This is a genomic window from Pseudomonas sp. B10 (assembly GCF_900156235.1).
Lineage (GTDB): Bacteria > Pseudomonadota > Gammaproteobacteria > Pseudomonadales > Pseudomonadaceae > Aquipseudomonas > Aquipseudomonas siliginis.
In genome coordinates this window covers 1,302,688-1,325,552 of record NZ_LT707063.1, presented here as the reverse complement: position 1 = coordinate 1,325,552, position 22,865 = coordinate 1,302,688, and the positions used below count along the sequence as shown (strand labels likewise).

The window sequence follows — 22,865 nt, the reverse complement described above, 5'->3', positions numbered from 1 at the left end:
GGCAGGGCTGAAACCGAGGGGAATTGCGGGTGTAGCGGGGGGCGTCTTCCGTGACGCGCCAGCAGCTTAGAGGCTATGCGATTGATTCTCAAGTGCTGATTGTCATTAGTTTCGCCCAATGTGGCCGGGCTCGGCTTGCCAATCAATATTCTTTTGATATTATCCGCGCCATCGAATCTGCAGCACCCAAAGACTTCATTAGCCTGAAGACACAAGCCCGAAAAACGGGCAAAAAAAGACCCGGCAAAAAGCCGGGTCAAAAACCGTGATTAGCCTGATGAGGAGATAGTCCAGAAGACCGACCTAAGGTCTCTGGTCCATCGACTGATCTCGCGACCAGCTGCTTGCAATAATAATCATTATCATTTGCAAGTCAAATGTTTTTATCTGCGCGATGGGAAAATTCTTTCCTGTCCGCCCGTACCTTGTCCGCCGTGACTTCGTCGTTGTCGATCGAATGGTCGACCATCGCCCGCGCCATATCCACCATGTGCACCACCGAAAAGGCCAGATCGCGACTGGTGCCTTGCAGGTTTTCTGCGGCCTTGAACGCGGTGGCGGCCGCACATCGCAACAGATCCGAGGCATGCACCAGTGCTTCCTCGCCGCTGAGATGGCCTTTGACATTGAAAAAACGTTCGTCCGTCTCGGATTTCGAAACAGTCGGTTTCAAGTAGTAGTCCAGCGCGCGCTGTGCGGCGGCATTGCCCTGAGGGGAGGTGAAGCTGGTGTCAATTTGCAGATCGGGCATGTCTTTGCTGCTGATGTTCATCATGAAACGTCACTCCATGTTCGATTGAAAGTCCGTTCCTCTAGGATAGTACCGCCTGTATTTGTGACTAGGATTTAAATACTACAATATGTGTTTTGCCGGTCGAAGACGTCCGCGTAAGGTGCGGCACATGGATAAATGGATTGAGTTGGTCAAGGCCAAGATGAGTGAACTCAAAGTCACTCAAACAGAGCTCGGAGAGCGCGTCGGCATGTCCCAGGGCGGGATCGGTCATTGGCTGAACAAGCGTCGCGAACCCGGTGTTACCGAAATGAACCGCGTGCTCAAGGCGCTGGGAATGGACTTCCTTGAAGTCGTTCTGGTGATTCGCGAACCGCAGCCGACGCCGGAAGACGAGATGCCGCTGGCGCAGAAGTACAACCCGTACTTCCGTTATCCGGTTTGCGATTGGCGTGCACCGTGCGAAGTGCGTGACACTGCGGCGAGCTATCCCGGAGCATCAGCGAAGCAGCGCTTCGAACTGACGGATTACCACGCTCGCGGCGGTGCGGCGTTCTGGCTGACGGTGACGGGGGATTCGATGACCGCGCCGAGCGGCCAGAGCGTTGCCGAGGGCATGCTGATTTTGGTTGACCCAGAGTTGGAGGCAGTGCCTGGCAAACTGGTGATCGCCCAGTGGCCGGACAGCGAAGAAGCGATTTTCCGCAAACTCGACGAGCAGGCCGGCCAGCGCTACCTGGTTCCGCTCAATCCAACCTGGCCGAAAACCCTGCTCACCGATGAATGCAGGATCATCGGCGTGGTGGTTCAGGCGACTGCGCGTTACTGAACGGATCGATCCTCGCTCAAGGCCAGGATCGATCCTTTTATTTCATCCCTCTTCCAGTTCAACTAGAGCGCTGCCTTCGCTGACCATATCGCCTTCCTGGCAATACAGCGCTTTGATCACACCGGCCTGCGGCGCGCGGATGCTGTGTTCCATCTTCATGGCTTCAAGCACCACCAGTTGCGCCCCGGCCTCAACCGACTGTCCCGTTTCGACCAGCACGCGCACGATGCTGCCGTTCATTGGCGCGGTCAGACCGCCCTGATGGCTGTGGCTGGCTTCAACGGCACTGATCGAATCGAACGCCTCGATGCGCCGCAACTCGCCGTCCCATTCCAAATACAACGCGCCACCCTGACGAATCGCCCGCAATGTGCGGCGCACGCCGTCATGCTCGACGACCAGCGCTTCGCCCAGCAGTGTCGCAGAGGCCGCAGAGCCCAAAGTCAGCGCGCGATCCTGTCCCTCGCAGCTCAAGTGCAAGGTGATTTGCGCCGGCAAACCTGCACGCAAACCACTGCCGCAAGACCAGGGCGAGGCGGGATCATCCGCCCGCGCATGCTTCGGCAGACTCTGCGCAAACGCCTGCGCCGCCGCCTGCCAGAACTCATCGCTCAACGTGCCTGGTGCTGGCAGCAATTGCTCCTGATAGCGCGGAATAAACCCGGTATCCAGCTCTGCCGCCGCAAACGCCGGATGCGCGATGATCCGGCGCAGGAAATTGATGTTGGTCTTCAGCCCGCCAATCGCAAACTCGTCGAGCATGCTCAACAGACGCAAGCGTGCCTGCTCGCGATCTTCACCCCAGGCAATCAGCTTGCCGAGCATCGGATCGTAGAAGGGCGATATCGCGTCACCTTCCTCAACGCCGCTGTCTACCCGCCGCCCCGGTCCCTGTGCCGATTCGCGGTACAGATCCAGACGCCCGGTGGCCGGCAAAAAATCATTCGCCGGATCTTCGGCATACAAACGCACTTCGATCGCGTGACCATTGAGCGGTACCTGCGCCTGGGTGATCGGCAGCGCTTCCCCACGGGCGACGCGAATCTGCCAGGCGACCAGATCCAGTCCGGTGATTGCTTCGGTTACCGGGTGCTCGACTTGCAGCCGCGTGTTCATCTCCATGAAGAAAAACTCGCCGCGCGCATCCAGCAAAAACTCCACGGTGCCGGCGCCGACATAACCGATCGCCTGCGCCGAACGCACAGCCGCTTCGCCCATCGCCCGGCGCAACTCGGGCGTCAGACCCGGCGCCGGGGCTTCTTCGACGACTTTCTGGTGCCGACGCTGGATCGAGCAGTCGCGCTCGTTGAGGTACAGGCAGTTGCCGTGCTGATCGGCGAACACCTGAATCTCCACATGACGTGGCTTGAGCAGATACTTTTCCACCAGCATCCGCGAATCGCCAAACGACGATTGCGCTTCCCGCTGCGCCGAAGCGAGGGCTTCGGCGAGTTGGCTGACATCCTCGACCACTTTCATGCCTTTGCCGCCACCACCCGCGGTGGCCTTGAGCAGCACCGGATAACCAATGCGTTCGCAGGCTTCACGGAAGGTGTCGCTATCCTGCGCCTCGCCGTGATAGCCCGGCACCAAAGGCACACCGGCCTTTTCCATCAGCGCCTTGGCGGCGGATTTGCTGCCCATCGCATCGATGGCCGCGGCGGGCGGGCCGAGGAAGATCAGCCCGGCGGCTTCGATGGCGCGGGCGAATCCAGCGTTTTCCGAGAGAAAGCCATAGCCGGGATGAATCGCCTGGGCACCGCTGGCCTTGGCGGCGGCGATCAATTTATCGATTTGCAGATAACTCTCGGCAGCCTTGCTGCCGCCCAGATCCACGCGGATATCGGCCTCACGGCTGTGCCGCGCATCGCGGTCGGTGGCGCTGTGCACGGCGACGGTGGTCAGGCCCAAGGCCTTGGCGGTGCGCATCACGCGGCAGGCGATTTCGCCGCGGTTGGCCACCAGCAGGGTGGTAATCACAGGTGCGCTCATCAACGCGACTCCTTGGTGGATGCGGCTTGCCAGCTCGGCGGGCGCTTTTGCAGGAAGGCGCGCAAGCCTTCCTGGCCTTCAGGGCTGACGCGAATCCGCGCGATGGCATTTTCGGTGTAGCGGCGCAGGGCCGGGGTCAGCGCGCCGTTGCCGACTTCGCGCAGCAAGTCCTTGCTGGCGCGCATGGCGGCCGGGCTGTTGAGCAACAGGTTGTCAATCCATTGTTCGACCTGTTGCTCCAGTTCAGCCGCAGGATAGCTTTCGGATAACAAGCCGATCTCCCGCGCCCGCTGCCCGCTGAAGCGCTCGGCAGTCAGCGCATAGCGCCGCGCCGCACGCTCACCGATCGCCTGCACCACGAACGGGCTGATCACGGCCGGTGCAAGGCCGATGCGCACTTCCGACAGGCAGAACTGTGCGTCATCGGCGCCGATCGCCATGTCACAGCAGCTGATCAAGCCCAGCGCGCCACCAAACGCCGCGCCCTGAACCACAGCCAGAGTGGGGATTTTCAGCTTGGCGAGGTTGTACATCAGCTCGGCCAGCTCGCGGGCGTCATCGAGGTTGGTGTGGTAATCGAGTTCTGCCGATTGCTGCATCCACGCCAGATCGGCGCCGGCACTGAAGTGCTTGCCGCGCCCACGCAGCAGCAGGAAGCGCAGGCTCGAATCGCTGGCGACCTTGTCGAGGGCGAGGATCAGTTCGCGGATCATCTCGGCGTTGAACGCGTTGTTTTTCTCGGCGCGGTTGAGCCATAGCGTCGCGAAACCGCGTGGATCGGTTTGCAGTTCGAGGGTATTGAAGTCGCTCATATTCATCTGTCTCCACGGTTCTTGTGGGAGCGAGCCTGCTCGCGAAAGCGGGGTATCAGTCGATCTATCCGCTGCCTGACAAAGCGCATTCGCGAGCAGGCTCGCTCCCACAAAAAAACATCACATCCGGAACACGCCGAAGCGGCTCGGTTCGATTGGCGCGTTCAGCGACGCGGACAAGGCCAGGGCCAGTACATCGCGGGTCTGCGCCGGGTCGATGACGCCGTCGTCCCACAGCCGAGCGCTGGAGTAGTAGGGGTGACCCTGTTCTTCGTACTGATCGAGAATCGGCTGCTTGATCTCGGTCTCCTGCTCGGCGGTGAACGCCTGACCGCTGCGTTCCGCCTGTTCGCGCTTGACCTGCACCAGCACACCGGCTGCCTGTTCGGCGCCCATCACGCCGATCCGCGCGTTCGGCCACATCCACAAGAAACGCGGATCGTAAGCGCGCCCGCACATGCCGTAGTTGCCGGCACCGAAGCTGCCGCCGATGATCACGGTGAATTTCGGCACCTTGGCGCAGGCCACCGCGGTCACCAGTTTGGCGCCGTGCTTGGCGATGCCGCCGGCTTCGTATTTCTGGCCGACCATGAAACCGGTGATGTTCTGCAGAAACAGCAGCGGGATGCCGCGCTGGCAGGCCAGTTCGATGAAGTGCGCGCCTTTCTGCGCGGCTTCGGCGAAGAGGATGCCGTTGTTTGCCAGAATCGCGATCGGGTAGCCGTGCAAGTGCGCGAAACCGCAGACCAGCGTGGTGCCGAACAGCGCTTTGAATTCATCGAACACCGAGCCGTCGACCAGCCGCGCAATCACTTCGCGCACATCGAATGGCTGCTTGGCGTCAGCCGGAACCACGCCGTACAACTCGTCGCTGGCGTACAGCGGCGCGATCGGCGTGCGTTGCTGCACCTCGCCGAGCTTGCGCCAGTTGAGGTTGGCGACGCTGCGGCGGGCGAGGGCGAGGGCGTGTTCGTCATTCTCGGCGTAATGGTCGGCCACGCCGGAGGTCTTGCAGTGCACATCGGCGCCGCCGAGGTCTTCGGCGCTGACCACTTCGCCGGTCGCGGCTTTTACCAGCGGCGGGCCGGCGAGGAAAATCGTCGCCTGGTTGCGCACCATGATCGCTTCGTCTGCCATCGCCGGCACATACGCACCGCCAGCGGTGCACGAGCCCATGACCACGGCGATCTGCGGGATGCCCATGGCGCTCATGTTGGCCTGATTGAAGAATATCCGCCCGAAATGCTCGCGATCCGGAAACACTTCGTCCTGACGCGGCAGGTTGGCGCCTCCCGAGTCCACCAGATAAATGCACGGCAGGCGATTCTGCTGGGCGATGGTCTGCGCGCGCAGGTGTTTTTTCACGGTGAGCGGGTAATACGAGCCACCTTTCACCGTCGCATCGTTGGCGACGATCATGCACTCCACGCCTTCGACGCGGCCGATGCCGGCGATCACCCCGGCAGCCGGCACGTCTTCGCCGTAAACCGCATGGGCGGCAAGTTGGCTGATTTCGAGAAACGGCGAGCCGGGGTCGAGCAAGCGATTGATGCGCTCGCGCGGCAGCAATTTACCCCGCGAAGTGTGGCGTTCCTGCGCTTTGACACCGCCGCCCTGCGCCACTTGGGCGAGCAGGGTGTGCAGCGCGTCGACCTGTTTGAGCATCGCCGCGCTGTTGGCGGCGAATTCCGCCGAGCGCGGGTTGAGCTGAGTGTGCAGAATCATGGGGCTTACTCCGTAAGCAGCTTCTAGCTACAAGCGGCAAGCTGCAAGTCGGGGCAAGAGCGTGGTTCTCTTGCAGCTTGTAGCTTGCGGCTTGCAGCTGACGAAATTCATTTCGTCTCGTTGAACAGTTCGCGGCCAATCAGCATGCGGCGGATCTCGCTGGTGCCGGCGCCGATTTCGTAGAGCTTGGCGTCGCGCAGCAGGCGGCCGGCGGGGAATTCGTTGATGTAGCCGTTACCGCCGAGAATCTGGATCGCGTCGAGGGCCATTTGCGTGGCGCGTTCGGCGGTGTAGAGGATCACCCCGGCCGCGTCCTTGCGCGTGGTTTCGCCGCGCTCGCAGGCCTGGGCCACCGCGTAGAGGTAGGCGCGGCTGGCGTTGAGCTGGGTGTACATGTCGGCGACTTTGCCCTGGATCAGTTGGAATTCGCCGATGCTCTGGCCGAACTGCTTGCGGTCGTGGATGTACGGCACGATCAAGTCCATGCACGACTGCATGATCCCGGTCGGGCCGCCGGAGAGCACCACGCGTTCGTAATCGAGGCCGCTCATCAGCACTTTCACGCCACCGTTGAGCACACCAAGGATGTTCTCTTCCGGTACTTCGACGTCATCGAAAAACAGCTCGCAGGTGTTGGAGCCGCGCATGCCGAGCTTGTCGAACTTGTTGCTGCGGCTGAAGCCTTTCCAGTCCCGCTCTACGATGAATGCAGTAATGCCGTGCGGGCCTTTTTCCAGGTCGGTCTTGGCGTAGATCACGTAGGTATTGGCGTCGGGGCCGTTGGTGATCCAGGTTTTGCTGCCGTTGAGGACGAAGCGGTCGCCGCGTTTGTCGGCGCGCAGTTTCATCGATACCACGTCGGAACCGGCGTTGGGCTCGCTCATCGCCAGGGCGCCGACGTGCTCGCCGCTGATCAGTTTCGGCAGGTATTTGCTTTTCTGTTCGTGATTGCCGTTGCGGTTGATCTGGTTGACGCAGAGGTTGGAGTGCGCGCCATAGGACAACGCCACCGACGCCGAGCCACGGCTGATTTCTTCCATCGCCACTACGTGCGCCAGATAACCCAGACCCGCGCCGCCGTACTCTTCCGGCACGGTGATGCCGAGCAGACCCATGTCACCGAATTTGCGCCACATGTCGGCGGGGAACAGGTTGTCGTGGTCGATCTGCGCGGCGCGCGGGGCGATCTGATCGGCGACGAAGGACTGCACCTGATCGCGCAGCATGTCGATGGTTTCACCGAGGGCGAAATTCAGGGATGGATAGCTCATGTGGCACCTTTTGGCTTTTTTATCGGGTGGAGCGCACGACGAATCGGCGTTCAGCTTTACGTTAACGTAAAGCTTCCATAGATCGACTGTCAATCGGCTTTACGTAAGCGTCAACTTGGGCGAGAGTAAGGGCAGTTCAGGATTGAAAACGGAGAGCTTTCTGTAGGAGTGAGCCTGCTCGCGATGGCAGTGTGTCAGTCAATATTTGCGTTTGCTGACACGACGCGATCGCGAGCAGGCTCACTCCTACAGGACCGTCGTTACCCATAAATAAAGACAATAGGGGTCGTCATGGATCAACCCAGTGCAAACCCGCAGCGCAGCTACACCCGTGGCTCTCAGGACAAAGCCCTGCTGGCGATGACCATCGGTCAGCGCTTCGATCAGACTGTCGCGCAATACCCTGACGGCGAGGCTTTAGTGGTGCGCCATCAACACTTGCGTTACTCCTGGCGGCAACTGGCCGAAGCGGTGGATGAGCAGGCCAGGGCCTTGCTCGCGCTGGGCTTGCAGACCGGCGATCGCCTCGGCATCTGGGCGCCGAATTGCGCGCAGTGGTGCATCACCCAGTTCGCCACGGCGAAGATCGGCGTGATCCTGGTCAATATCAATCCTGCCTATCGCGGCTCTGAACTCGAGTACGTGCTCAAGCAATCCGGCTGCCATTGGCTGGTCTGTGCCGGAGCGTTCAAGACCTCGAATTACCATGAAATGCTCCAGAACCTGGCGCCAGAATTGGCCGAGCACGCCATCGGTCAGCTGCGTAGCGAACGCCTGCCGGAGTTGCGCGGCGTGATCAGCCTCAATGCCAATCCGCCGCCCGGTTTTCTGCCGTGGTCGCAGCTCAGCGATCTGGCCGCCAGCGTCTCGTCCGAACAGCTGCGCGAACGCAGCACCAGCCTGCATTTCGATCAACCGGTGAACATCCAGTACACCTCCGGCACTACCGGTTTCCCCAAGGGCGCGACCCTCAGTCACTACAACATTCTCAACAACGGCTACATGGTCGGCGAAAGCCTCGGCCTGACGACTGCCGATCGTCTGGTGATTCCGGTGCCGCTGTATCACTGCTTCGGCATGGTCATGGGCAACCTCGGTTGCGTCACCCATGGCAGCACGATGATTTACCCCAACGACGCTTTCGATCCGGCGCTGACCCTGCAAGCGGTGGCCGAAGAAAAAGCCACGGCGCTGTATGGTGTGCCGACCATGTTCATTGCCATGCTCGATCAGCCGCAACGGCAGAGCTTCGACCTGTCGAGCCTGCGCACCGGGATCATGGCCGGCGCCACCTGTCCTATCGAGGTCATGCGCCGGGTGATCAACGAAATGCACATGAGCGAAGTGCAGATCGCCTACGGCATGACCGAAACCAGTCCGGTGTCGTTGCAGACCGGGCCGGCGGATGAGCTGGAGTTGCGTGTCACCACGGTCGGGCGCACCCAGCCGCAACTGGAAAGCAAGATCATCGACACCGCCGGCAACCTTGTGCCGCGCGGCACCATTGGCGAATTATGTACGCGCGGCTACAGCGTGATGCTCGGCTACTGGAACAACCCGCAGGCTACTGCCGAAGCCATCGATGAGGCGGGGTGGATGCACACCGGCGACCTGGCGAGCATGAACGCGGAGGGTTGCGTCAACATCGCCGGGCGTAACAAGGACATGATCATTCGTGGCGGCGAGAACGTTTACCCCCGTGAGCTGGAGGAGTTTTTCTTCACCCATCCGGCGGTGGCCGACGTGCAGGTGATCGGCATTCCGTGCTCGCGCTACGGTGAGGAAATCGTCGCCTGGATCAAATTCCACCCCGGCCACAGTGCCTCGGAGCTGGAGCTGCAAACCTGGTGCAAGGAACGCATCGCCCATTTCAAGACACCGCGTTACTTCAAATTCGTCGACGCGTTTCCGATGACGGTGACGGGGAAGATCCAGAAATTCAGGATGCGTGAGATCAGTATCGAGGAGCTGAAAATAACCGAGCGGTAACCTAAACCCTGTGGGAGCTGGCTTGCCAGCGATGGCGTCAGGTCAGCCAGCATCAATGTTGAATGTTCTACCGCAATCGCTGGCAAGCCAGCTCCCACAGGGATTGGGGTGGTTTCAGGAATTGCAGAAAGCACAAAGGGGAGCCGAAGCTCCCCTTTAATTTGTCGTTGCGTGCTCTTTTTATTATTGAGGGTCGGTCTGTTGTTGTTTTTGGCAACCGTGGCCCTGTACAGCTTTTTGGCGACCCCCATCCGGGGTCAAGAGCAAACGTATTTTTTTGAGCGCTGATCTGCTTTCTCGTTTAACGATCCAACCGATTCGGGAGCTACCTGAAGGTAGTTTTATTGTTCTCTGCCCGGTTGCGGGTCACTCCTTAGAGCACCCTGAAAAGCACACCTTCTCCAAAAAAATCTGTTAGCTGCGTCTCTGCCGTGTTGTTCTTGTTATGTCAGAGTCGTTTCGTCTTGTTTTTATTGGTTTGCGGCTTTTTATTCTTGTTATGCGATAGAGATAGCAGGTGTCGTGCCAACTTTTAAAATCCTTTAGAAATCAACGGCTTAACTTTTTCAGGCTTTTTCGACTCCAGGCAAAGCCAGACAATTTGTTTCCGTGTTACTCGCTTTTGCCCACTTCACTGATCCAGCGGTAACACCTCACTGGGCGCTGCGTGCCTTGGCCACTCGCGAACCGGTTGGACGGCCGAGCACTGCACTGATCTGCTGGCCCGCAGCAATCAAGGCGTCCAGATCGATACCGGTCTCGATGCCCAGGCCATTGAGCAGGTACACCACGTCCTCTGTGGCAACGTTACCGCTAGCGCCTTTGGCGTACGGGCAGCCGCCGAGGCCGGCGATAGAGCTGTCGAACACCGCAATGCCTTCGAGCAGGCTGGCGTAGATGTTGGCCATGGCCTGGCCATAGGTGTCGTGGAAATGCCCGGCGAGTCTGTCCCGTGGCACCTGCGCCGAGACCACCTCGAACAGGCGTCGGGTCGCGCCCGCCGTGCCGGTGCCGATGGTGTCGCCCAGCGACACTTCGTAGCAGCCCATCGCGTACAGCTCGCGCGCGACCATCGCCACTTGCTCCGGCGCGACCGTGCCTTCATACGGACAGCCCAGCACACAGGAAACGTAACCGCGCACGGTAACGCCGTGTTGTTTCGCCGCCTCCATGATCGGCGCAAACCGCGCCAGGCTCTCGCTGATCGAGCAATTGATGTTGCGCTGCGAGAACGCCTCGGAGGCGGCGGCGAACACCGCGACTTCCTTGACCCCGGCGGCGAGCGCGTCTTCAAAGCCGCGCAGGTTCGGCGCCAGCGCGCCGTAGGTCACGCCGGGTTTGCGCTGGATCTGCGCAAATACCTCGGCGGATCCGGCCATCTGCGGCACCCACTTGGACGAGACGAAACTGCCGACTTCGATGTAGCCAAGCCCGGCGGCACTCAGGGCATCGACCAGTTGCACTTTGTCAGCGACGCTGATCGGTTGGGCTTCGTTCTGCAGGCCATCGCGCGGGCCGACTTCGATCAGGCGTACTAGGGAGGGGAGGGACATGGGTGGGACCTGCCTGTTTTTTTAGTTCACGAAGAACCCTGTGGGAGCGAGCCTGCTCGCGAAAGCGGTGGATCAGTCACCGTTAATGTTGGATGACAGAATGCATTCGCGAGCAGGCTCGCTCCCACAGGGGCACCAATATTTGCTAGATCGCCTGCTGGCTCTTGAGCGTCTGCTCCAACGCCTGCACGCAGCGCTCTTCGGCAGTGTCCAGCTCGAGTTTCATCTGTTCGATATCCAGCAACTGCTGTTCGAGCTGTTCGCGGCGTTCGCTGATTTTCGCCAGCATGCTGTTGAGCTGTTTGGTGTTACCGCCGGACGGGTCGTAGAGTTCGATCAGCTCGCGGCATTCGGCCAGGGAAAAACCGATGCGCTTGCCGCGCAGGATCAGCTTCAGGGTGACCTTGTCGCGCGGCGAATAGATACGTTCCTGGCCACGACGCTCGGGGCTGAGCAGGCCTTGCTCTTCATAAAAGCGGATCGCCCGGGTGGTAATGTCCAGCTCGCGGGCGAGGTCGGAAATGCTGTAGGTCTGACTGCTCATGAAAGCGCTCGGAAAAGGGGCATGGCGCTAAGCTAATCGGTGGTTTACGTTTACGTCAAGGCTCAAGATCCTCGCTGCGTTTGCCGGCCTATTCGCGAGCAGGCTCGCTCCCACACTGAATTGCATTTCACCGGAAGGAATGCAGTCGAATGTGGGAGCGAGCCTGCTCGCGAAGAACGATAACGCGGTAAAAAAGCCCTACACCTTCTCCAGCTTCTTCTCCTGCGCCGTCACCTGCTGGCACAACTCGATCATCTGCTCGCGCATCCAGCGGTTGGCCGGGTCCTGGTCGGTGCTTTCGTGCCAGTACAAATGCGTTTCCACCGACGGCACATCATTCACCGGCAAATTGAACGACTGCAAATCATGGCGGCGGGCGAAGCGTTCCGGCACGGTCATGACCATGTCGGTCTGCTGCATCACTTGCGAGGCCATCAGATAGTGCTGCGAGCGCAGGGCGATCTTGCGCTGGATGCCCATTTTGCCCAGCGCCAGATCGACATAACCCAGACCGCTGCGGCGGCTGGAAATATGGATGTGGGTCAGCGACAGGTAGTCATCGAGGCTGAGTTTTTCCTTGCCCGCCATTGGGTGGCCCTTGCGCATGGCGCAGACGTAACGGTCGTCCATCAGCTTGACGTGGCGCACCTGCGGGTCGGTGTTGAGCGGCGCATCCACAGCGAAATCCAGACGCCCGGCGGCCAGTTCCTTGGTGGTTTCCCGGCGCTTGGACAGAAAGCTTTCGATGATCACCGTCGGCGCCAGGCGGCGCAGACGCTGGAACAGGGGCGGCAGAATGATTGCCTCCGTCAAATCGGTCATGCTGATGCGGTAAGTCTTGGCCGCCTGCGCCGGGTTGAAGATGCGGCTTTCCTGCACCGATACGCGCAGCAGCGACAGGGCGTTGCGCACCGGGCCGATGATGTTCTGCGCCATCGGCGTAGGCACCATGCCTTGGGCAGTGCGCACGAAGAGCGGGTCGTTGAAGGTTTCGCGCAACCGCGCCAAGGCGTTGGACACCGCCGGCTGGGTGATGCCGACAATCTGCCCGGCGCGGGTCAGGTTGGCTTCGGTGTAGATCGCGTCGAAGACGATGAAAAGGTTCAGGTCGACCTTGCTCAGATTCATAACGCGGCTTCTCTTGTTATTAAGTGCAAGTGTTTTGGGGCTGACGATCAGCGGATCATATATTGGTGATGAATGTTTATACACGCCGAGAATAGGCTAGGTAAATGATCAGCGCTGTTCTAGCATCGATTGCATGACTTGAACAACCTCTGCCCGAGAAGGTAACTACCCATGGATTTCGCTTATTCGCCCAAGGTCCAGGAACTGCGTGAGCGCGTGACTGCGTTCATGGACACTTACGTTTACCCGGCCGAAGCGGTGTTCGAACGCCAGGTCGCCGAGGGCGATCGCTGGCAGCCGACCGCGATCATGGAAGAGCTCAAGGCCAAGGCCAAGGCTGAAGGGCTGTGGAATTTGTTTCTGCCTGAGTCCGAGCTGGGCGCCGGCCTGAGCAACCTCGAATATGCGCCATTGGCGGAAATCATGGGCCGTTCCCTGCTGGGGCCGGAGCCGTTCAACTGCTCGGCGCCGGACACCGGCAACATGGAAGTGCTGGTGCGCTACGCCAACGACGAGCAGAAACAGCGCTGGCTCGAGCCGCTGCTTCGCGGCGAAATCCGTTCGGCGTTCGCCATGACCGAGCCTGATGTGGCGTCTTCCGACGCAACCAACATGGCCGCCCGAGCTGTGCGTGACGGCGATCAGTGGGTAATCAACGGCAAGAAATGGTGGACCTCCGGTGCCTGCGATCCGCGCTGCAAGATTCTGATCTTCATGGGCCTGAGCAACCCCGACGCGCCGCGTCACGCCCAGCACTCAATGATCCTCGTACCGGTTGATACCCCCGGAGTGAAGATCGTCCGGCCGCTACCGGTGTTCGGTTACGACGACGCACCGCACGGTCACGCCGAAGTGCTGTTCGATAACGTGCGGGTGCCGTACGAAAACGTCCTGCTCGGTGAAGGACGCGGCTTCGAAATCGCTCAGGGTCGCCTTGGCCCAGGGCGGATTCACCATTGCATGCGTTCGATCGGCATGGCCGAACGTGCGCTGGAACTGATGTGCAAACGCTCAGTGAGCCGCACCGCATTCGGCAAACCGCTGGCGCGTCTGGGTGGCAACATCGACAAGATCGCCGACTCGCGGATGGAGATCGACATGGCGCGTCTGCTGACGTTGAAAGCGGCGTACATGATGGACACCGTCGGCAACAAAGTGGCGAAAAGCGAGATTGCGCAGATCAAAGTCGTCGCACCGAACGTGGCCCTGCGGGTGATCGACCGGGCGATTCAGATGCACGGCGGGGCAGGGGTGTCGAACGATTTCCCGCTGGCCTATATGTATGCGATGCAGCGCACCCTGCGCCTGGCCGACGGCCCCGACGAAGTGCACCGCGCGGCGATCGGCAAGTTCGAGATCGGCAAGTATGTGCCGAAGGAGATGATGCGTAGCGGCCAGTAACACCGCGTCGCCTCATTCGCATTCCCCCCAGTCTGATCGTTCCCACGCGGAGCGTGGGAACGATCAGGCGTCAGGATCAATACACCCAAACCTCAACCCGCCGATTCTTGATCCGCCCCTCATCCGCACTGTTGGTCGCCACCGGCATCAGCGCACCAAAGCCGCGGACTTCGCGTATGACCACACCGTCTTTGACCAGCTCACGCCGCACCGCCATCGCCCGTAGTTTCGACAGCAGATCGGCCCGCGCCGGGTCATCCTTCAAATCACCAAACCCCACCAGCGTCACCGCCCGTTCGGTCTTGCCATGGCGCTTTATATAGTCGAGCACCCGCGCCAGATCCTGCCGCGCCTTGTTGTCCAGACTGGCGCTGCCCTCGGCGAAACGGAAATTCACTGTCAGACGCTGGGCATGCCGGCTGAGGGATTGGTAACCCTCGGGCATCAGCGCATTCGGCGCCACGCTCATGGCTTGTACGGTCTGGCTGACAAAACCGCTGGCCGCGACGATCGCCTGACCCTCTGGGCTCTGGGCAAAGCTGGCCAACGCCTGTGCCCACGGATTGCGGCTGTCCGGCGGCAGATAAAAGAACAAGCGCCGCGACAGCGGATAGTCTTCGGTGGCGATCAGACTGTTCAGCGGCAGCATCGCTTGCGAGGCGCCGTCGGCAATCGCCACGGCTTTGGCCTGGCGCACGTAAGGCAAGCCGATGAAGCCGATACCTTGCGGATCGGCGCTGACCGCGTCGGACAATTGCTCGCTGGATTCGAAACGCTTCGCCGCGCTGCTGAGACTTTTCCCACGCCGGCTCAGGACCAGCTCCTTGAACGTGTCGTACGTCCCCGATTGATCATCCCGCGCGTATAAATGAATGGCGCCGCCACGGCCACCGAGCTCTTCCCAGGTTTTCACTTCGCCGGCAAAAATCCGCGCCAGTTGCTCGGTGTTCAACTGCTCAACCGGGTTGGCCGGGTTGAGGATAATCGCCAGGCCGTCGATTGCAATGACTTGCTCGGCCGCCGGGCTTTTCAGATCGCCGAGGGCTTGCAGGGCAAGCAGTTCGCTGTCCTTGATCTCACGGGAAGAGGCGGCCAGATCGGCGCTGGCGTTTTTCAATGCAGTGAAGCCAGTGCTGGAACCGTGGGCGGCGACTTCGATGATTACGCGTTGCCCTTGTGCGGTCTGGCCGACGATGCGTTGTTCGTTGGCGGTGTCCGGGGTTTCGCGGTGGATTTTCAGCAGGCCTTGTTGCTGCAACAGGCCTTCGACCAGCGCCGGGCCGAGTTCGGCGCCGATGGTGTTGGAGCCCTGAATGCGCAATGCCGGGCCGTTTTCGGGGATCGGCAGGGCGGCGGCGGATACCGACAGCCAGCCGCTCAACAGGAAAACGCAAAGAACACGCAGGGTCATGCCGGCACCGAATCAAGCCAAGGGGATTGCCGGGGAGATTAAGTCAGGCGCGTGACCGAAATATGACAGGGGATTACCTGTGGGAGCGAGCCTGCTCGCGAAGGCGGCGTGTCAGTCGAAAAATTTGTCGCTGATCCACCGCATTCGCGAGCAGGCTCGCTCCCACAATGAAAATTCCCTCAGGCTGGATCAGGCCAGCTCAAGCCAGATCGGCGCATGGTCCGATGGCTTTTCCATGCCGCGCAGTTCGTAGTCCACGCCGGCATCCTTGACCCGTGGCAGCAGGCCATGGGACGCCAGAATTACATCGATGCGCAGGCCGCGTTTGGGCTCATCTTCAAAGCCACGGCTGCGGTAGTCGAACCAGCTGAACATGTCGCTCACGTCGGGATTGAGGTGACGGTAGCTGTCGGTCAGGCCCCAGTTCTTCAGGCGCGCCATCCACTCGCGTTCTTCCGGCAGGAAGCTGCATTTGCCGGTTTTCAGCCAGCGCTTCATGTTGTCCGGGCCGATGCCGATGTCGCAGTCTTCCGGGGAAATGTTCACATCACCCATCACCACCAGTGGCTGTTCGTTGTGGAACTGGCTTTCCAGCAGCGCTTGCAGGTCGCTGTAGAAACGCTCCTTGGCAGGGAATTTGGTTGGGTGGTCGCGGCTTTCACCTTGGGGGAAATAGCCGTTCATGATCGTCACCGGCACGCCGTTGGCATCGGCAAAAGTGCCCCAGATAAAGCGCCGTTGCGCGTCTTCTTCATCGGTGGCAAAGCCTTTATGGATGGCGATCGGTTCGTTGCGCGAGAGCAGGGCGACACCGTAATGGCCCTTCTGGCCATGGAAGTGCACGTGATAGCCAAGGGCGCGGATGTCTTCGAGGGGGAACTGGTCGTCGTGGACCTTGGTTTCCTGCAGGCCGATCACGTCGGGCTGATGTTTTTCGATCAGCGCTGCCAGCTGATGCGGACGGGCACGCAGTCCGTTGATGTTGAAGGAAACAATCTTCATGGTCGGCAGTCCTGGCAAAAGGGCGATGCTAGCTGACATGGGGGAGATGGGCCAGTGTGGGACAAATCATTTTGGCCTGTGGGATTTGTAGCGCTTGTCCCGGCCCCATCGCTGGCAAGCCAGCTCCCACAGGTTTCTGTGGTGTATGTAAATGTTGTGAACGACGCAGACACTGTGGGAGCTGGCTTGCCAGCGATGAGGCCCGCCCAGTCGATGAAGATCCGAGGCTGGTCTAACCTGTCAGGGGAACCACCACATCCGCCCAAGGTTCGTACCAACAAGCGCGCCAGCCTCCGAGCGCGCCCCCGGGGAGAATCACTGCAATGCCTGAAACCCAGTCCGCCGTTGCCGACATCCACATGCTCGACCGCGGCTATTCGCGCGAAGCCCGCTCGTTGCTGTATCAGGCCTATCGCCACGAGCCGACCTTCGGCTATCTGTTCGAAGCCGAGCGACCCGGCTACGAACAACGCGTGCGCGCCACGGTGCGCGAGCTGGTCAAACAGCATTTTCTCCAGGACCTGCCGGCGATCGGCCTGTTGGTCAACGATCGCTTGATCGGCATCGCCCTGATCGCACCGCCGCAACGGCGCCTGGGCGTTACCGAAAGTTGGGCGTGGCGCTTGCGCATGGTGCTCAGCACCGGTTTTCGCTGCACCCGGCGTTATCTGGAATACCACGATGCCGTTGCTGCATGCGTGCCGGGTGACTCGGTGCACATGCTGCCGCTGCTCGGTGTGCACCCGCAGTTTCAGGGCAAGCACTACGGCGAACAGTTGCTCACCGCCGTGCACAACTGGTGCGCCGTTGATGAAGCCTCGCAAGGCGTGGTGCTCGACACCGGCAACCCACGCTACCTGGAATTCTATAAAAGGCAGGGTTATCAGGAGATCGGCGAGGTTGCCGTCGGGCCGGTGCGCGAACACGTATTTTTCCACGCCAATCCGCAGGTGTTACAAACAGCAATGGGATAATGATCGAACTTCTTCACAAATTACCTGTTCTATCAGGCTCCCGAGCCCGTGATAGCATCCGCGTCTATGAAGTTTCCACGAAGATTTACCAGCGGCGTGCTGATGCTGTTATCCAGCTGCGCGGCGCTGGCGCAAAGTGAATTGGATGTACGGATCAAGCCGTCCAACGATGAACTCAAGGCCAATATAGAAGGCTATATCGGCAGCCTCGGCGATCGCGACGAAGAAGCCTTGCTGCGTTTCAGTCGCGGCGCCGAAGAGCAGGCGCGCAAAGCGGCGCAGGCGCTGGGATACTACCAGCCGCAGATCGACAGTGACGTCAAGGGCGGGGGAAAACCGCGTCTGGTGCTGAACATCGATCCCGGCGAGCCCATTCGGCTGCGCAACGTCACCGTGCGCGTCGACGGCCCGGCGGCCTCGCTGAAATCCTTTCGCGTACCGAAAGGCGACCTGCTCAAGTCCGGCGCCGTGCTCAACCATGGCCGTTACGAAGACGCCAAACGGGTGATCCAGAACCAGGCCTCGCGCTTCGGTTACTTCAGCGGTCATTTCACCAGCCAGAAGCTCATGGTCGATCCCCGCGCGGGCGTGGCCGACATCGAATTGATCTACGACAGCGGCCCGCGTTATGCGCTGGGAAAAGTCAGTTTCGAGGGCGACACGCCGTTCGACGAAGACCTGCTGCAACGCATGGTGCCGTTCAAGGCAGGCGAACCCTACGATTCGGAACTGATCGCCGAACTTAATCGCGACCTGCAATCGAGCGGCTATTTCGAAGGCGTGCGCGTCGACGCGGCACCGACGGCAGCGCAGAACGATGTGATTCCGGTCGCCGTCAAACTCGACACGCGCAAGCCGCGCACGATGGGCCTGGGCCTCGGTTATTCGACCGACGTCGGGCCACGGATCAAGGCCAACTGGACGCGTCACTGGGTCAACCCTCAGGGCGACAGCTATGGCTGGGAGGCCGAACTTTCGGCGCCCCGGCAGAACGTCGGGCTGTTCTACGACATCCCGCTCGACCCGCCATTGACCGACAAACTGCGCTGGGCCGGCGGCTATCAGTTCGAAGACATCGAAGGCTCCGACACCCTCAGCAAGCTGCTGACGTTCGGCCCGGAATGGCACAGCAAGTTGCCCAGCGGCTGGCAGCGGGTGATCTCGCTGAAATGGCAACGTGAAGAATACGAACTCGGCGACGACTCCGGCCTGAGCACGCTGCTGATGCCCGGCATCAGTTATTCCTACCTCAAAAGCGACAACCGCATCGACCCGCGCAACGGCTATCGCCTGAGCTTCGAAAGCAAAGTGGCCAAGGAAGGCCTCGGTTCGGACAACAACCTTTTATATGGCACCGCGCTGGTCAAAGGCCTGACCACGGTGTTCGACAAGCACCGCCTGCTCGGCCGCGTGCAGGTCGGCGGCAGCGCCACCAATGGCTACAACTCGATTCCGCCATCGCTGCGCTTTTTTGCCGGTGGCGATCAGAGCGTGCGCGGTTACGACTATCAGAGCCTGTCGCCGAAAAACTCTGACGGCGACCGCATCGGTGGCCGTTACATGATTGCCGGCAGCGTCGAGTATCAGTATTCGATCGCCGAGAAATGGCGGGTCGCGACCTTCGTCGACCAAGGCAACTCTTTCAACAAACTCGAACTGCCCGACCTCAAGACCGGGGTCGGTGTAGGTGTGCGCTGGGTCTCGCCGGTCGGGCCGATCCGCCTTGACCTGGCCCATGCGCTGGACGACGACGGCGGCATCCGGCTGCACTTTTCCATGGGGCCTGAGCTGTGAAGCGTGGTGTGAAAATAACGGCGCTGACGCTGTTGGCGCTGGTCATGTTGATCCTCCTGAGCCTGGCTGCACTGCTTGGCACGCAGGCCGGCAGCCGTTGGGCGCTGGGCCTTGTACCTGGCTTGAGCGTGGAGAATTTCCACGGTCGCCTCGCTGGGCAGTGGAGTGCCGATCACCTGGTATGGCAGCAGGACACCAGCCGCGTCGAGCTGAACAAGGCAATCTTCGCCTGGTCGCCGCTGTGCCTGACGCGCATGACCTTGTGCATCGATCAGCTCAAGGCCGATCAGGTGATCCTGCAATTCCCGCCGAGCGAAGAAACCATCGAGAGCGGCCCGATCAAACTGCCGGACCTGCAATTGCCGTTGGCCATCGAATTGGGCGACGTCGAGGTGGGCAGCCTGTTGTTCAACGGCAGCGAACAGCTCAAGGGTTTGCAACTGGCGGCGCACTGGACCGCTCAAGGCTTGCAGATCGACAGCGTGAAATTGCAGCGCGACGAGCTCAGCCTGAACCTGTCCGGCCTGCTGCAACCGAGCGGCAACTGGCCGCTGACGATTCAGGGCGATTTGACTTTGCCGTCTCCCGGCAGCGAGCCGTGGACGCTGGCGCTGAAAGTTGAAGGTGATCTGCTGAAAACCCTCAACCTGCACGCCGACAGCCGTGGCTACCTCGACGGCCAGTTGAACGGCGAGCTGCAAGCGCTGGCGGAAAACCTCCCGGCCAAGCTGCGCATCACCAGCGATGCGTTCAAGCCGAGCGCCGATCTGCCGGACACCCTGCAATTCAATCAGCTTGTGCTCACCGGCGAAGGCGACCTGAAAAACGGTTATCAACTGCTCGGCAACGCCACGTTGCCCGCCGAGAAATCGCCAGTGGCGCTGCTGCTCAAGGGCAAGGTCGACGCCAACGGCGCGCAGATTGACGGGCTCGACCTCAACGCCAACGACACGCAAAGCCTCAAACTCACCGGCAACGTCGACTGGAGCAAGGGCCTCAGCGCTCAGGCCAATATCAACTGGCAAGACTTCCCGTGGCACCGGCTCTATCCGGAAATCGACGAGCCGCAAGTGACGTTGCGCACCTTTACCGGCGAAGTGTCCTACACCGACGGCCAGTACCTCGGTAATTTCGACGCCGCGCTGGATGGCCCGGCCGGCGCGTTCAACCTTAGCAGTCCGTTCAGCGGCAGTCTGGAACAGATCGCCTTGCCGCAACTGGTCATGCAGGCCGGGCAGGGCAAGGCCGAAGGGCACGTCAATGTGCGCTTCGCCGACGGCATCGCCTGGGATACCGCGCTGGACCTGTCGGCGCTCAACCCGGCGTACTGGGTCGCGGAGCTGCCGGGTACGCTGGCCGGGCCTTTGCAGAGCAAAGGCGAGATGAAGAATGATCAGCTCAGCCTCAGCGCCGACCTCGACCTTAAAGGCAAACTGCGCGGCCAACCGGCGATTCTGCAGGCAAAGGCTGACGGCGCGGGCGAGCGCTGGAACCTCAACGCTCTGCAGATCCGCCTCGGCGACAACAGCATCAACGGCAAGGGCAGCCTGCAGGACAAACTCGGCGGACAGATCGACATCAAGCTGCCGCGTCTGGCCCAGCTCTGGCCGCAATTGCGCGGTCAGGTCAACGGTCAGGTCAACGTCGCCGGTACGCTGAAGGCGCCACAGGGCAAGCTTGATCTGCAAGGTTCGCAACTGGCTTTCCAGGATAACCGTCTGCAAAGCCTCAACCTCGACGCCACGCTCGACAGTGCGCAGCGGGCGAAGATCAATCTCAAAGGCAGCGGCATTCAGGCCGGCGATACTTCGCTCGGCACCCTGACCGCCAGTGCTCAGGGCGATATCAAAAGCCAGAAACTCAATCTCGACCTGATCGGACCGAAGCTGAAACTGGCGCTGGGGCTGGACGGCAATCTGGACAAGGGCAACTGGCGCGGACGCTTGGCCAGTGGCGACATTCAGGCCGGTGGCCAGGACTGGAAGCTGCAAAGCCCGGCCAGACTGGAACGCCTGGCGGACGGCCAGATCAATTTCGGCGCGCATTGCTGGCTGTCCGGCAATGCCAGCCTGTGTGGCGAAGACCAGCGCCTGATGCCCGAGCCGAAGCTGCGTTATCACCTCAAACAATTCCCGATCGAAAGCCTTGCGCAATGGCTGCCCAAAGACTTCGCCTGGCAGGGCCGACTCAACGCCGATCTGCAACTGGACTTGCCGGCGAGCGGCCCGAACGGCGCGGTCAGTGTCGATGCCAGTGGCGGCACCCTGCGCGTGCGCGACAAGGATCGCTGGCTGGATTTCCCCTACCAGACCCTCAAACTCAGCAGCAAGCTCACGCCCAAGCGCGTCGACACCGAGCTCAATTTTGTCGGCGGCAAACTCGGCGAATTACTGGTGCAGGCGCAGCTCAATCCGCTGCCGAAGAACAAACCGCTGAGCGGCTCGTTCCGCCTTTCCGGCCTCGATCTGTCGGTGGCGCGGCCGTTCGTGCCGATGGTGGAAAAACTCACCGGCCGGCTCAACGGCAGCGGCACTATTTCCGGTGGCCTGCTCGCGCCATTGGTCAACGGCACTGTGCAGCTCAGCGATGGCGAAGTGTCCGGCGCCGAACTGCCGATGGAGCTGCAGAACCTGCAACTGACGGCGGCGATCGCCGGCGAATCGGTGCGCCTGGACGGTGGCTGGGACAGCGGCAAGACTGGCAAAGGCAGTCTCAATGGCAACGTAGCCTGGGGTCAGGCACTGGTGGTCGATCTGGCGCTCAAGGGCACGCAATTGCCGGTCAGCGTCGAACCCTACGCCAAACTGGAAATGGCCCCGGATCTAAAAATTTCCATGGCCGGCGATGAGCTGAAAGTTGCCGGCAAGGTGCTGGTGCCGAAAGGCGAAATCACCGTGCGCGAACTGCCGCCATCAACCGTGAAAATCTCCGACGACACGATCATCGTCGGTGCGCAGACCGAAGAGGGCAAACCACCGATCGCGATGAAAATGGACATCGACGTCATCGTCGGCCAGGACAAGCTGAGCTTCGCCGGTTTCGGTCTGACCGCCAACCTGCAGGGTCAGGTGCACATCGGCGACAACATGGATACCCGTGGCGAACTCTGGCTCAACGACGGCCGCTATCGCGCCTACGGCCAGCGCCTGACGGTGCGGCGTGCGCGCCTGTTGTTCGCCGGCCCCATCGACCAGCCGTATCTGGACATCGAAGCGATCCGCCAGACCGACGACGTCATCGCCGGTATTCGCCTGAGCGGCAGCGCCGAACAGCCGACCACGCAGATCTTCTCCGAACCGGCGATGAGTCAGGAACAGGCGCTGTCGTACCTGGTGCTGGGCCGTCCGCTGAGTACCAGCGGCGAAGATAACAATATGCTCGCGCAAGCCGCGCTGGGCCTGGGCCTGATGGGCAGCGCCGGGGTCACCAGTGGTCTGGCCAAGGATCTTGGCATCGAGGACTTTCAGCTCGACACCCAGGGCAGTGGCAACGACACCAGCGTCGTCGCCAGCGGCAACATCTCGGAAAAACTCAGCCTGCGCTACGGCGTCGGCGTCTTCGAACCGGCCAGCACCATCGCTTTGCGCTACAAGCTGAGCAAGAAGGTTTACGTCGAAGCGGCGAGCGGCGTGGCGAGCTCGCTGGATATTTTCTACAAGCGGGATTTCTAGAGCGCGTTCTCTCCAATGATCGTTCCCACGCTCTGC

17 protein-coding genes are annotated in these 22,865 nt (G+C 60.9%); 7 read left to right on the top strand and 10 right to left on the bottom strand.

The features are described 5' to 3' along the window. Window positions 1–50: 50 nt before the first annotated feature. A complete protein-coding gene (locus tag BXA01_RS26930; protein WP_076563548.1) occupies window positions 51–269 on the top strand; it encodes a hypothetical protein in 219 nt (72 codons plus the stop codon). Window positions 270–373: 104 nt separating this feature from the next. Here BXA01_RS26930 and BXA01_RS05840 read toward each other — a convergent pair whose 3' ends face one another. Beyond that, complete coding sequence (locus BXA01_RS05840) at window positions 374–772, bottom strand: DUF6124 family protein (protein ID WP_056789870.1); 399 nt, start codon at window positions 770–772, stop codon at window positions 374–376. 130 nt (window positions 773–902) lie between these two features. On the opposite strand from BXA01_RS05840, the gene BXA01_RS05835 reads away from it, so the two are divergent. Next, window positions 903–1,562, top strand: coding sequence for a LexA family protein (locus BXA01_RS05835; RefSeq protein WP_071172928.1), 660 nt, complete (start codon window positions 903–905; stop codon window positions 1,560–1,562). Between the two features lie 42 nt (window positions 1,563–1,604). Here BXA01_RS05835 and BXA01_RS05830 read toward each other — a convergent pair whose 3' ends face one another. The 4 genes from BXA01_RS05830 to BXA01_RS05815 form a co-directional block, all read right to left on the bottom strand. Continuing rightward, window positions 1,605–3,554, bottom strand: coding sequence for an acetyl/propionyl/methylcrotonyl-CoA carboxylase subunit alpha (locus tag BXA01_RS05830; RefSeq protein WP_076563547.1), 1,950 nt, complete (start codon window positions 3,552–3,554; stop codon window positions 1,605–1,607). After that, on the bottom strand, window positions 3,554–4,366 hold the full coding sequence (locus BXA01_RS05825; protein WP_076563546.1) for a gamma-carboxygeranoyl-CoA hydratase: 813 nt from the start codon (window positions 4,364–4,366) through the stop codon (window positions 3,554–3,556). The genes BXA01_RS05830 and BXA01_RS05825 overlap by 1 nt, the downstream gene beginning before the upstream one ends. 120 nt (window positions 4,367–4,486) lie before the next feature. After that, window positions 4,487–6,091 carry a carboxyl transferase domain-containing protein gene (locus BXA01_RS05820; RefSeq protein WP_076563545.1) on the bottom strand — a complete coding sequence of 535 codons (1,605 nt, stop codon included), beginning with the start codon at window positions 6,089–6,091 and terminating at the stop codon, window positions 4,487–4,489. 107 nt (window positions 6,092–6,198) lie between these two features. Next, window positions 6,199–7,362 carry an isovaleryl-CoA dehydrogenase gene (locus tag BXA01_RS05815; RefSeq protein WP_016775311.1) on the bottom strand — a complete coding sequence of 388 codons (1,164 nt, stop codon included), beginning with the start codon at window positions 7,360–7,362 and terminating at the stop codon, window positions 6,199–6,201. Window positions 7,363–7,653: 291 nt separating this feature from the next. Here BXA01_RS05815 and BXA01_RS05810 point away from each other — a divergent pair, with 291 nt between their 5' ends. Beyond that, complete coding sequence (locus BXA01_RS05810; RefSeq protein WP_076563544.1) at window positions 7,654–9,351, top strand: AMP-binding protein; 1,698 nt, start codon at window positions 7,654–7,656, stop codon at window positions 9,349–9,351. Between the two features lie 653 nt (window positions 9,352–10,004). On the opposite strand, the gene BXA01_RS05805 is transcribed toward BXA01_RS05810, so the two are convergent. The 3 genes from BXA01_RS05805 to BXA01_RS05795 all read right to left on the bottom strand — a co-directional run bounded on the left by BXA01_RS05805 (window position 10,005) and on the right by BXA01_RS05795 (window position 12,576). Continuing rightward, a complete protein-coding gene (locus BXA01_RS05805; protein WP_076563543.1) occupies window positions 10,005–10,904 on the bottom strand; it encodes a hydroxymethylglutaryl-CoA lyase in 900 nt (299 codons plus the stop codon). Between the two features lie 145 nt (window positions 10,905–11,049). Next, window positions 11,050–11,448: a MerR family transcriptional regulator gene (locus BXA01_RS05800; RefSeq protein ID WP_016775309.1), complete on the bottom strand. Its 399-nt coding sequence runs from the start codon at window positions 11,446–11,448 to the stop codon at window positions 11,050–11,052. A 198-nt stretch (window positions 11,449–11,646) separates the two neighbouring features. Next, entirely contained in the window at window positions 11,647–12,576 is a 930-nt protein-coding gene (locus BXA01_RS05795; RefSeq protein WP_056788837.1) for a LysR family transcriptional regulator, read from the bottom strand. A 171-nt stretch (window positions 12,577–12,747) separates the two neighbouring features. Between BXA01_RS05795 and BXA01_RS05790 the strand changes: the two genes are divergently transcribed. Beyond that, window positions 12,748–13,977 carry an acyl-CoA dehydrogenase gene (locus BXA01_RS05790; RefSeq protein WP_076563542.1) on the top strand — a complete coding sequence of 410 codons (1,230 nt, stop codon included), beginning with the start codon at window positions 12,748–12,750 and terminating at the stop codon, window positions 13,975–13,977. 76 nt (window positions 13,978–14,053) lie between these two features. Here the strand turns inward: BXA01_RS05790 and BXA01_RS05785 are convergent, their stop codons facing one another. Next, a complete protein-coding gene (locus BXA01_RS05785) occupies window positions 14,054–15,388 on the bottom strand; it encodes a substrate-binding domain-containing protein (RefSeq protein ID WP_076563541.1) in 1,335 nt (444 codons plus the stop codon). A 189-nt stretch (window positions 15,389–15,577) separates the two neighbouring features. Further along, window positions 15,578–16,390 (bottom strand): exodeoxyribonuclease III, encoded by an 813-nt coding sequence (xthA, locus tag BXA01_RS05780; RefSeq protein WP_041477104.1) that lies wholly within the window; start codon window positions 16,388–16,390, stop codon window positions 15,578–15,580. A gap of 323 nt (window positions 16,391–16,713) precedes the next feature. Between xthA and BXA01_RS05775 the strand changes: the two genes are divergently transcribed. The 3 genes from BXA01_RS05775 (at window position 16,714) to BXA01_RS05765 (ending at window position 22,829) form a co-directional block, all read left to right on the top strand. Next, window positions 16,714–17,364: a GNAT family N-acetyltransferase gene (locus BXA01_RS05775; protein WP_076563540.1), complete on the top strand. Its 651-nt coding sequence runs from the start codon at window positions 16,714–16,716 to the stop codon at window positions 17,362–17,364. Window positions 17,365–17,430: 66 nt separating this feature from the next. Continuing rightward, entirely contained in the window at window positions 17,431–19,158 is a 1,728-nt protein-coding gene (locus BXA01_RS05770) for an autotransporter assembly complex protein TamA (RefSeq protein ID WP_076563539.1), read from the top strand. Continuing rightward, the gene (locus BXA01_RS05765) at window positions 19,155–22,829 is read left to right on the top strand and encodes a translocation/assembly module TamB domain-containing protein (protein WP_076563538.1); all 3,675 of its coding nucleotides are present in this window, start codon (window positions 19,155–19,157) and stop codon (window positions 22,827–22,829) included. Before BXA01_RS05770 ends, BXA01_RS05765 begins: the two co-directional genes overlap by 4 nt. Window positions 22,830–22,865 lie beyond the last annotated feature (36 nt).

Bases quoted from the DNA above. Each gene is read 5' to 3' on its own strand.
- BXA01_RS05840 (WP_056789870.1), bottom strand. From the start codon at position 772: ATGAACATCAGCAGCAAAGACATGCCCGATCTGCAAATTGACACCAGC.
- BXA01_RS05835 (WP_071172928.1), top strand. From the start codon at position 903: ATGGATAAATGGATTGAGTTGGTCAAGGCCAAGATGAGTGAACTCAAA.
- BXA01_RS05830 (WP_076563547.1), bottom strand. From the start codon at position 3,554: ATGAGCGCACCTGTGATTACCACCCTGCTGGTGGCCAACCGCGGCGAA.
- BXA01_RS05825 (WP_076563546.1), bottom strand. From the start codon at position 4,366: ATGAGCGACTTCAATACCCTCGAACTGCAAACCGATCCACGCGGTTTC.
- BXA01_RS05820 (WP_076563545.1), bottom strand. From the start codon at position 6,091: ATGATTCTGCACACTCAGCTCAACCCGCGCTCGGCGGAATTCGCCGCC.
- BXA01_RS05815 (WP_016775311.1), bottom strand. From the start codon at position 7,362: ATGAGCTATCCATCCCTGAATTTCGCCCTCGGTGAAACCATCGACATG.
- BXA01_RS05810 (WP_076563544.1), top strand. From the start codon at position 7,654: ATGGATCAACCCAGTGCAAACCCGCAGCGCAGCTACACCCGTGGCTCT.
- BXA01_RS05805 (WP_076563543.1), bottom strand. From the start codon at position 10,904: ATGTCCCTCCCCTCCCTAGTACGCCTGATCGAAGTCGGCCCGCGCGAT.
- BXA01_RS05800 (WP_016775309.1), bottom strand. From the start codon at position 11,448: ATGAGCAGTCAGACCTACAGCATTTCCGACCTCGCCCGCGAGCTGGAC.
- BXA01_RS05795 (WP_056788837.1), bottom strand. From the start codon at position 12,576: ATGAATCTGAGCAAGGTCGACCTGAACCTTTTCATCGTCTTCGACGCG.
- BXA01_RS05790 (WP_076563542.1), top strand. From the start codon at position 12,748: ATGGATTTCGCTTATTCGCCCAAGGTCCAGGAACTGCGTGAGCGCGTG.
- BXA01_RS05785 (WP_076563541.1), bottom strand. From the start codon at position 15,388: ATGACCCTGCGTGTTCTTTGCGTTTTCCTGTTGAGCGGCTGGCTGTCG.
- xthA (WP_041477104.1), bottom strand. From the start codon at position 16,390: ATGAAGATTGTTTCCTTCAACATCAACGGACTGCGTGCCCGTCCGCAT.
- BXA01_RS05775 (WP_076563540.1), top strand. From the start codon at position 16,714: ATGCCTGAAACCCAGTCCGCCGTTGCCGACATCCACATGCTCGACCGC.
- BXA01_RS05770 (WP_076563539.1), top strand. From the start codon at position 17,431: ATGAAGTTTCCACGAAGATTTACCAGCGGCGTGCTGATGCTGTTATCC.